This window comes from Massilia sp. PWRC2, from assembly GCF_049896725.1.
Classification (GTDB): domain Bacteria; phylum Pseudomonadota; class Gammaproteobacteria; order Burkholderiales; family Burkholderiaceae_D; genus JAFCUW01.
Genome location: NZ_JAFCUW010000040.1, coordinates 1 through 1416 on the forward strand (window position 1 = coordinate 1; position 1416 = coordinate 1416).

Consider the following 1416-nt stretch of genomic DNA (forward strand, 5'->3'; position numbering starts at 1 on the left):
CCCAATCCACCCAACTTAAGACTTTTTAGCAATTTTTCTGGCTCATAGCCTTGTGCGGTTTCGGGCCTGGTTTGCGCGGTTTCGATAGATTTCTACGATGTCGATAGGTTCGACCAGCAATCAAGTCAAGCAGATCCCGTAGCAGCTTTCCGACTTTTCTAGCGACCATGCCGGCGCGCAGCAAGATGGGCATCAGCGGCTTCAGCGCGGTGTGGGCGTAGGCATGGTTGATGCGCCTGTTCGCCGGCAAATCGGCGTCGGCGTGGGCGGTCAGCGCGACCAGAGCCTGCAGGTTGTCGCAGACGATTTTGGCGGCAACATCCTGGGCAACGGCTTGCTGGGTTAATCCCGTGACGTGTTCCAAATTGAGGCGATGCTTGAGCCGTTTGAAGGCTTCCTCGATGCCCCAGCGCTGGTGATAAAGCTCGCCGAAGCAATCAGCCGGGTAGAGCTTGTCGTCGAACAAATTGGTCATCAGAACGCGCTGCTCGCCAGTCGGCGCGACGTTGCGGACCAGGCGCACGCGCTGCGATTTGCGCGGGCATTCATAGTCGATCGCGTCCTGTTTGTCTGGCGCGCGCAGCGTGACTATCCGCTCCTTCGCGCTTGAGCGCATGAAATCGCGCACGCAGGCGAAGCCGCTGTCGTTGTCAACACGCATGCAGAACTTGATGGCGCGCTGGTTCAGTACGGCCACCAGCCAGCGGCAGGGATAGCCGCGATCGAGCAGCAGCAAATCGTCCGGGGAAAGCCGGTCGAGATGATCGAACAGAAACTGCCGTTCGCCGCGTTCGTGGACGCTGTGCAGGGAGGCGGCGAGCATCAGATCGGGTCCCGGTAAAAACATGCCGAACAGGATTTGATCGGCGATGGCGGCGCGTTTGACATGGCTAGCGCGCAGGCCAAAACGTAGCGTCGAGGCGTCGGCGGCGACCAGACGCAGACCGCGCCAGCGCGGCACAAACCGATCCTGCTCGGCGCGCGCGATCAACCAGTCGTTGAGCCGGGGGATGGCTGTCAGCGACAGCTTGGCGCGGGCTTGAGAGAACGCCTGCTCGGACACCTCGTGGACCAACTGAGCTTGTTGGCGCAGATGGGCAAAGAAGGTGTCCAACTCGGCTTGAATGCTCATGCGCATGCCAGTCAGCATGATGGCGACCAATGTCGGCAACGGCAATTTGCGACAGCGCGAAAACGCGGTCGGATGATCGGAATGGCGGGCGTCGTGGAGAAATTCTATCGAGCATAGTCGGGCGGCGAAGTCTTGAAACAAGGTGGTCAGAACGGACATGGCGAGCAGTGGAATCAAAAATTCACACTGCCGGCCGCGCTTCTAAATTGATGTCAAGTGTTTTTGTGTCTATCTTGAAAATAAACCATCTAACTGCACATTAAACTGCTAACTTGGGTGGATTG

General features: G+C 58.3%; 1 protein-coding gene. It reads right to left on the minus strand.

Annotated features, from left to right (window positions below; translation table 11 throughout):
* Positions 1–25: 25 nt before the first annotated feature.
* Positions 26–1291 (minus strand): IS4 family transposase, encoded by a 1266-nt coding sequence (locus ACP7BZ_RS22910; RefSeq protein WP_426117505.1) that lies wholly within the window; start codon positions 1289–1291, stop codon positions 26–28.
* Positions 1292–1416 lie beyond the last annotated feature (125 nt).